At 69.1% G+C, this 6,716-nt stretch carries 5 protein-coding genes; 1 reads left to right on the top strand and 4 read right to left on the bottom strand.

All coding sequences use genetic code 11. The annotated features are described in order from the left end of the window. Positions 1-46: 46 nt before the first annotated feature. The 4 genes from JZY06_RS05310 to eccCa form a co-directional block, all read right to left on the bottom strand. Entirely contained in the window at positions 47-337 is a 291-nt protein-coding gene (locus JZY06_RS05310; protein ID WP_207118912.1) for a WXG100 family type VII secretion target, read from the bottom strand. 48 nt (positions 338-385) lie between these two features. Then, positions 386-703: a WXG100 family type VII secretion target gene (locus tag JZY06_RS05305; protein ID WP_207118910.1), complete on the bottom strand. Its 318-nt coding sequence runs from the start codon at positions 701-703 to the stop codon at positions 386-388. A gap of 263 nt (positions 704-966) precedes the next feature. Beyond that, on the bottom strand, positions 967-2,433 hold the full coding sequence (locus tag JZY06_RS05300; RefSeq protein ID WP_207118908.1) for a type VII secretion-associated protein: 1,467 nt from the start codon (positions 2,431-2,433) through the stop codon (positions 967-969). A 50-nt stretch (positions 2,434-2,483) separates the two neighbouring features. Then, the gene (eccCa, locus tag JZY06_RS05295; RefSeq protein WP_207118906.1) at positions 2,484-6,149 is read right to left on the bottom strand and encodes a type VII secretion protein EccCa; all 3,666 of its coding nucleotides are present in this window, start codon (positions 6,147-6,149) and stop codon (positions 2,484-2,486) included. A 242-nt stretch (positions 6,150-6,391) separates the two neighbouring features. On the opposite strand from eccCa, the gene JZY06_RS05290 reads away from it, so the two are divergent. Next, positions 6,392-6,716: EsaB/YukD family protein (locus JZY06_RS05290; protein ID WP_330617132.1), on the top strand; the 325-nt coding region annotated here is incomplete at its 3' end.

Genomic DNA, 6,716 nt, shown 5'->3' with positions numbered 1-6,716 from the left:
CATACCCGAAAGGGATCCGGGGCGGCGGGGATCACCTCAGCGGTGGTCAGCTCCAGGAGGCGGCGGCCCGGCGGTTGATGTCACTCATCCGCTGGTTTCCTTCCTGGACGGTGCCGGCGATGGTGGCCAGCACCCGGTTGAGTTCGGCGGCGGCGGAATCCCACTGCTGCTGCGCCTGCTTGTAGGCTTCCGCGGATTCACCTTCCCAGCTGCCGACCATCGGCTGCAGGGTGGCTTTCAGATTGTCCAGTGTGCTGGTGATGCGTCCCGAGGTCGCGGTGATGTCGGCCGATGCCTGCTCAATGGCACCGAACTGGTAGCGGATCATGGAGTCCATTTCGTGTTCTCTTTTCTGGTTGAAGGACGTGGATGCTTCGGCGTGGTGTTACAGGTCGAGTCCGTCACCGCCGACGGCCCGGAAGGCCTGGGCGTTGTCGGCTTCCATGTTGGAAAACGACGAGGCGTTGGAGCGGATGTTCTCGCTGATGGAGGTCAGTGCACCGGAGAGTTTGGTGGCTGATTCCTCCCAGCGGAGCATCAGGCTGTCGAATGACGCCTGGGCCTGGCCGGCCCACGAGCCGCGCAGCCCGTCGACCACGCCGCGCAGGCGCTTGAGTTCGCCCTGCACCTCGTTGTTGGTGTCGTCGACCCGGCCTGCGGTCGCGACCATGACATCTGCTTCTGTCCTGAATGCTTGGGACATGCGGGTGGTTCCCCCTTCTTGTGGGAAAGATCGTCGCTCACCGGGGTTGTCTTCCCGCTGCTTCCCCCATCCCGGCGCCTGTGGCCGGGGTGCGGCAGCGGATATGCGGTCCCGCGGGAGCGGTGTGTTGGTGGGTGGAGTGAAAAACACCGTTCCCGCCCGTTGCCGACGGCGTTACAGCAGCCGGTTGTTGTGTGGGTGGGTTGTTGTTTTTCTCACTGTTGTTGGTCTGGTGGTGGCGCCCATCGGTTCAACGGGGGTGATCACCTCCCCCCTACCGCCGCGGCGACAGTCCGGCAGGAAGCAATCAAATCACTGGTGGGAGCCGTTTTTGTGTGGCATCCGACAGAGAGCCGGGTGGTCTCTTCCACCCAGGTCGACCAGATGACAACCGACCCGTCGCCGGGCTGTTCGGTGTAGGTGACAACCGTGCCACCCGGCCGGGTGACAATCCCCTGGCTGGCACCCGCCCGAAGATCCCGCTGGTTTTTCACTGCCCGGTTGATGCCCCGGGAGGTCTGGGATGGACTCCCTTCGGCCGGATCGGCCGCAATGTGCACCCGCAGCAGGGGATCCGGTCCGGTGACCAGGTAATCGTCGGTGCCCTTTTCGATACTCGTGTAGCCCTCCGGGAGGAAGAAAACAAGATGAGTTCCCGTCACCGTCACCGGCCCGGTGACCGCCCCGTCGGGACCCGGCCCGGCGGGCACGGCCCCGGGCGCCGATGATGGCGCAGTCCCATCCCCCTCGGTGTCCGGCGGGGCGGTGGCAACCGGTACCGCGGTGGCGGCCGGCGGGGCGGTGGCGGCAGGCGGGGCGGTGGCAACCGGTACCGCGGTGGCGGCCGGCGGGGCGGTGGCGGCCGGAACAGCACCGGTGCCATCCGGGGGCGGCGGATTGTGTCTGCCGCCGACAAACCACAGGGCGGCCGCAATGACGGCGGCGAGCACTCCGGCGGCGACCGCCACCGGGGTGCCGGACCAGCGCCCGGCGCGGCGTTGCTGCCGGGTGCTGTTCGTGCCGCGCGATGGCCGGTCGGCCGGGGTGAATGTTGTCCGGCCCGGTCTGACCGCTGTAGGCGGCGGCGTATCGGGGATTGCGCCGGGGGCGTCCGGGCGGCTGCGGTCGGCCGTCAGGGCGGTCGTGGTGGCCGCCATGGCCGGCGGTGGGGCAGGTGGTGTGTCACGCACCGGCTCCGGGGCCGTGGCCGCCAGGCTGTCCAGGGCGGCGACCGTGCTCGGGGGCCGTGGCCGGGAGCCGTCAGCCGCGGGCTGGTCGGGAATGACTGTCAGATCGTCGAATCCGCCCGGCCGGTCAGTGGTGCCACCGGCGGCGGTGGGGGTTGTGGCGGTGTGTGTGCCGGTGTCACCGGTGTCGGTGTCCGGCGGTGATGCGCGGTTGCCGCTGACTGTCACCCCCAGCCCGCGCAGTGTTGCCGACAGTTGTGTTGCGGCGGCCGGGTTACCGGTCACGGTGACGGTGAGATCGGGCCAGCTGCCGCGGCTGCTGTCTTTGATCTGGTCGATGGCGGCGGGAATCGCCCATCCTTCGGTTATGCCGGTCGCCGTCAGGTCGTAGCGGGTGAGATTGTCCGCCCCGGTGAAGGTGGTCACCGTATCGGAGATATCGACCAGGAGTTTCCCGGGACCGTCGTCCGATGCCCCGGCGGTCCCGGGGGTGTCTGCGGTGTCGTTGTCCGGCGTGGTGCCGGTGGGCTGGGTCACTGTCATGTGTGCGGGTCCTTTGCGTGTTCGAATGTGTGGGGGCACTTCGCGGCGGGCTACCGGCCGGGCATGGCGATGTGGCAGATACCGGCGTTGTCGCCGTCAATGGACAGCCGCGCCCGGCCGCGCCGCTGGTGGCCCGCCCGGATGCCGAAGAGGGTTCCTTCCTCCCGGTCGCAGTCCATGAGCACCGCCACCGGTGTCTGGTCTTTGATCCGTCCGATGAACGGATCCCACAGGGCGCGGGCGGCACCGCCTGCTTTGCGGGCCAGCACCACATGCAGCCCGATGTCCCGGGCGTGGGGCACCAGCGGCACCAGGGGGCTGAGCACCCCGTCGGGCAGAAGATCATGGTCGTCGATGAGCACCCAGATTTCCGGCCCCTGCCAGTAGCTGCGTTCTTTCAGCGCCTGCGGGGTGACATCGGCCGGGGGCAGGCGTTTTTTCAGGGTGACGGCCAGTTTTTCCACCGCGGCGGCACAGTCGTCGGGGGTGGCCGCGTAAAACGCCGTCATGTCCTGGTCGAAAGCACCCAAGTGCCGTCGCCTGGGGTCGAGCACCACCATGCGGGCGGCCTGGCGTCCCAGGGCAGTCACACCGGCCGCCATGGTGGCCACCAGGGTGGATTTGCCGCAGCCGCGGGAGCCGAAACAGATGAGGTGATCCTGCTGGGCGGGGTCGAACACCACCGGCTGCAGCGCCGCACCACCAACTCCCAGCACCACCGTGCCGGCCGGGGCATCGAGCTGATCGACGGTGATGGTCTCGGGCAGCATCTTCAGCGGCGCCACCGGCCGGTCGCCGCGGGCGCGCGCCCGCGCCGCGGCATGGCTGATCTCTTCCGGGCCGGTCAGGGCAACCAGCAGATGCTCGCCCTGCGGGGTCAGTCCCCGCCCGGGGGCGGGGGGAATGTTTTTCTGCGCCTGCCGGTCCACCAGGGAATCCATGGCTTCGGTCAGCCGCAGTTCCAGCCGGGTGCCGATCAAATCCCGCACATTCGGTCTGATCAGCGACCAGCGCTGCACCCCGATGAGCAGGTGGACGTTGGCGCCCAGGCCGTCGGAGGCGATCCGCCCCAGGCTGTCGGTGATGTCACTGTCGGCGTAGTCACTGACCACGGTGTGCCAGCCGTCGATGATCAGGAAGGTGTGGCGGCTGTCGGGATGGTCGATCAGCCCGGTGACCTCATCGATGATGCGGTGGATTTTCTCGTCTTCCCCGCGGCGGGCGGCCCCGGCCGTGTGCGGCAGCTCCCTGAGGGAAGCGGCTGTGCCGCCGCCCAGATCAATGACATAGAAACGAACCCGGTCGCTGCTGTGGCCCACAGCCAGGGACACGGCGGTGGTCACCAGTGCGGTGGTGGTTCCGGTGCGCGGTGCGCCGCACACGGCCATGTGCCCGCCGGCCCCGTCGAGTGTCACGGCGAACACATCCTGCGACTGGTGGGCAGGCCGGTCGACCAGACCGATGGTGGCGGCCAGTCCCCCTTCACCGGTGGTGTCGGCATCACCGATCAGCTGGCCCAGGGAAATCGCGGGCGGCAGCGGGTCAAGCCAGATTTTGTGCGCCCGCATGCCCCGGGCCGCCGCCGCCCGGCAGGCGGCGGCCACCACGAAATCGACCGTTGTCACCGGGGGCTGGCCGTCGGCTGTGGTGATCGATTCCACCGGCGCGACCGAGGCCGCGGCAATATCGTCGGCGGCGGTGAACAGGATCGGGTGGACAAGCTGCGGGGGCCGTTCGGCTGATCCTTCCGCCGGATCCATCGGCCCGGAGACGTAGCTGGCCCGGAAACGGGTCAGCTCATCGGCATCGGAGCGGAAAATCCCCTCCCCCGGGCGGGCCGGAAGATGGTAGGCGTCGGTGACCCCGAGCACCTGGCGGGATTCCGCCGCCGAGAAGGTTTTCAGCCCCAGCCGGTAGGACAGGTGGGAATCCAGCCCGCGCAGTCTGCCTTCTTCCAGCCGCTGGGAGGCCAGCAGCAGATGGATGTGCAAACTGCGGCCCAGCCGCCCCACGGCGGTGAACAGATCCGCGAAGTCGGGGTGCTGGCCGAGCAGCTCACTGAACTCGTCGAGAATGATCACCAGGGCGGGCAGCGGCGGCAGATCCTTTCCCTCCCGGCGGGCCTTATTGTAGTCGTCGACGTTTTTGTAGTTCCCGGCCTCGCGCAGCATCTCCTGGCGGCGGTTCATCTCCCCGGAGATCGCGTCGTGCATGCGGTCGACCAGCACGGCTTCCTCGGCCAGGTTGGTGATCACCGCCGAGGTGTGCGGCAGGCTGTCCAGCCCGAGGAATGTCGCCCCGCCCTTGAAGTCGACCAGCACGAAGTTGACGTCATCGGGGCTGTGGGTGGCCGCCAGCGCCACCACCAGGGTGCGCAGCAGTTCCGATTTGCCGGAACCGGTCGCGCCGATGCACAGCCCGTGCGGGCCGACCCCGCCCTGGGCCGACTCTTTGATGTCGAGCACCACCGGACGGCCTTTATCCGACAGTCCCACCGGAACGGCCAGCCGGTCGGCGGCCTGCCGGGGCGGCCACATGGTTTCCGGCTGCAGGCGGCCGGGTTCGGCGAAACCGCACATGTTCAAAAGCCCCGCCGACACCGGCCCCCGGTCGGTGACCGCGGGCCGGGTCAAACCGGTGATTTTCCGCGCCAGCACCGCCGCCGCGGCCTCACTGAGCACATCGGCCAGCCCCAGCTGTTCATCACCGGCGGTGGTGGTCACCAGCAGCCGGGCCGGGCCCGGCTGCCCGGTGGTGGCGGTGAGCATCAGCCCGCTGTCGTGGGCGGTGTGCCACAGCACCGACTGCGGCCGGGACGCCAGATCGATGACAGTGTCGAACTGCTCCCCGGCGGCGTCGACCTGCCCGTCGGGGGCGCAGTTGAGCAGAATCCGGTGGGCCGCCCCGGCGGCGTCGCCGCGGGCGTGGGGCAGCCATTTGACCCACCCGAATCCGTTGCCGGCAACACTCACCCCGACCAGTTCCGGCCCGTGGTGGAACACCAGCTGGGCCACCAGGGAGCGGGCCAGGTCAGCGGCGGCGTCCCCGTCAATGCGGATCACCGGGAAGTCGGTGAGGGTGATCCCGATGGGACTGTCGGGGACCGAGGACACCCCGGCAATCATGTGGTTGGCCGCTACCGCGCACACCGGATCCACATCTTCCGGGGCACCGGCCTCACTCAACGTCACCGGGGTGTCCAGGGCCACGGTGCCGGTGGCCACCCGCACCCAGCCGACATCCGGATCCCCGGCGGCGCGTTCCCACAACCGGTCGCAGGACACCATCGACCACAGGTCGGCCGCGGCCGGGAAACGCCATTCGGCGTGGGCTTTCTGGGCGGCGGCGTTGTCGAGGGCGGTGGTTTTCACCGTCTGCAGGTGCCGCAGGTAGGTCCGGCGGGTCTCATCCGGATCCCCGCCGGAGGATCCGCCGAACATTGCCCCCATGGAGGCGAGCATCATCAGCGGAAACAGCATCATCATCGGGTTGATGCCCCTGCCGGAGAACACCATGAACCCCACCATCGCCACCATGGCCACCACCATGACCAGCGGCATGATCAGCCGGGTGAGCGGCTGTTTGGCGGGTTTGTCCGCCGCCGGGACGGGATCAACCGCCAGCTGACCGACCGGGGGCGGCGGCCAGGCGATCCGCTCGTCGATGGTCAGGGGCCGCACGACGGTGGTGTCTCGGGGGCGTGTGGTGTTGGGCATGGCGGGTGGCAAACCTCTGCGGGGTGTCGGCGGGGACGCCGGGAGTGTGGTCCTTGTTGTCACCGGTGTTGGTCCGCCACCGGCCCCCGGGCGGTTCCCCGGGGGCACCGCCCGGGGGCCTTCCAACGGGGGTGCATGGAACCGGTGGGGCAGGCGGGCAAGACCAACACGGGCGAACACACAGCTTGTTGTCGATCAGGCTCGACCCACCGCGCCGATCCTGACTTTTCGGGAGGTACCTCGTGTCCGATGACCACGCCATACGGGTGATTGTCAAGGTCTGCGTCCCTGACAGCCCGCAGCAGCCGCCGGCGGTGGATATGGCGCTTCCGGTGCAGGCGAGACTGGCCGACATCCTCGACGAGGTCCTTGAGCTGGCAGGCAGTCCCATCACCGGGCTGCCGTGGCGGGCGCACACCGCCGCCGGTCTGCCGGTCGACCCGGCGGTGCCGCTGGCGCATACCGCCCTGCGCCAGGGGGAGACACTGATTGTCTCGCCCCATCTGAGCTTCGGCCGTCGATGCCGCCGAAGCCCTGTCCGCCATCCCGCCCACCGGCGGCCGCCAC

It is taken from the genome of Corynebacterium mendelii (assembly GCF_017307055.1).
GTDB lineage: Bacteria > Actinomycetota > Actinomycetes > Mycobacteriales > Mycobacteriaceae > Corynebacterium > Corynebacterium mendelii.
Note: the sequence above shows the minus strand (reverse complement) of the source record. Positions and strands in the feature narration are given on the sequence as shown.

Bases quoted from the DNA above. Each gene is read 5' to 3' on its own strand.
- JZY06_RS05310 (WP_207118912.1), bottom strand. From the start codon at position 337: ATGGACTCCATGATCCGCTACCAGTTCGGTGCCATTGAGCAGGCATCG.
- JZY06_RS05305 (WP_207118910.1), bottom strand. From the start codon at position 703: ATGTCCCAAGCATTCAGGACAGAAGCAGATGTCATGGTCGCGACCGCA.
- JZY06_RS05300 (WP_207118908.1), bottom strand. From the start codon at position 2,433: ATGACAGTGACCCAGCCCACCGGCACCACGCCGGACAACGACACCGCA.
- eccCa (WP_207118906.1), bottom strand. From the start codon at position 6,149: ATGCCCAACACCACACGCCCCCGAGACACCACCGTCGTGCGGCCCCTG.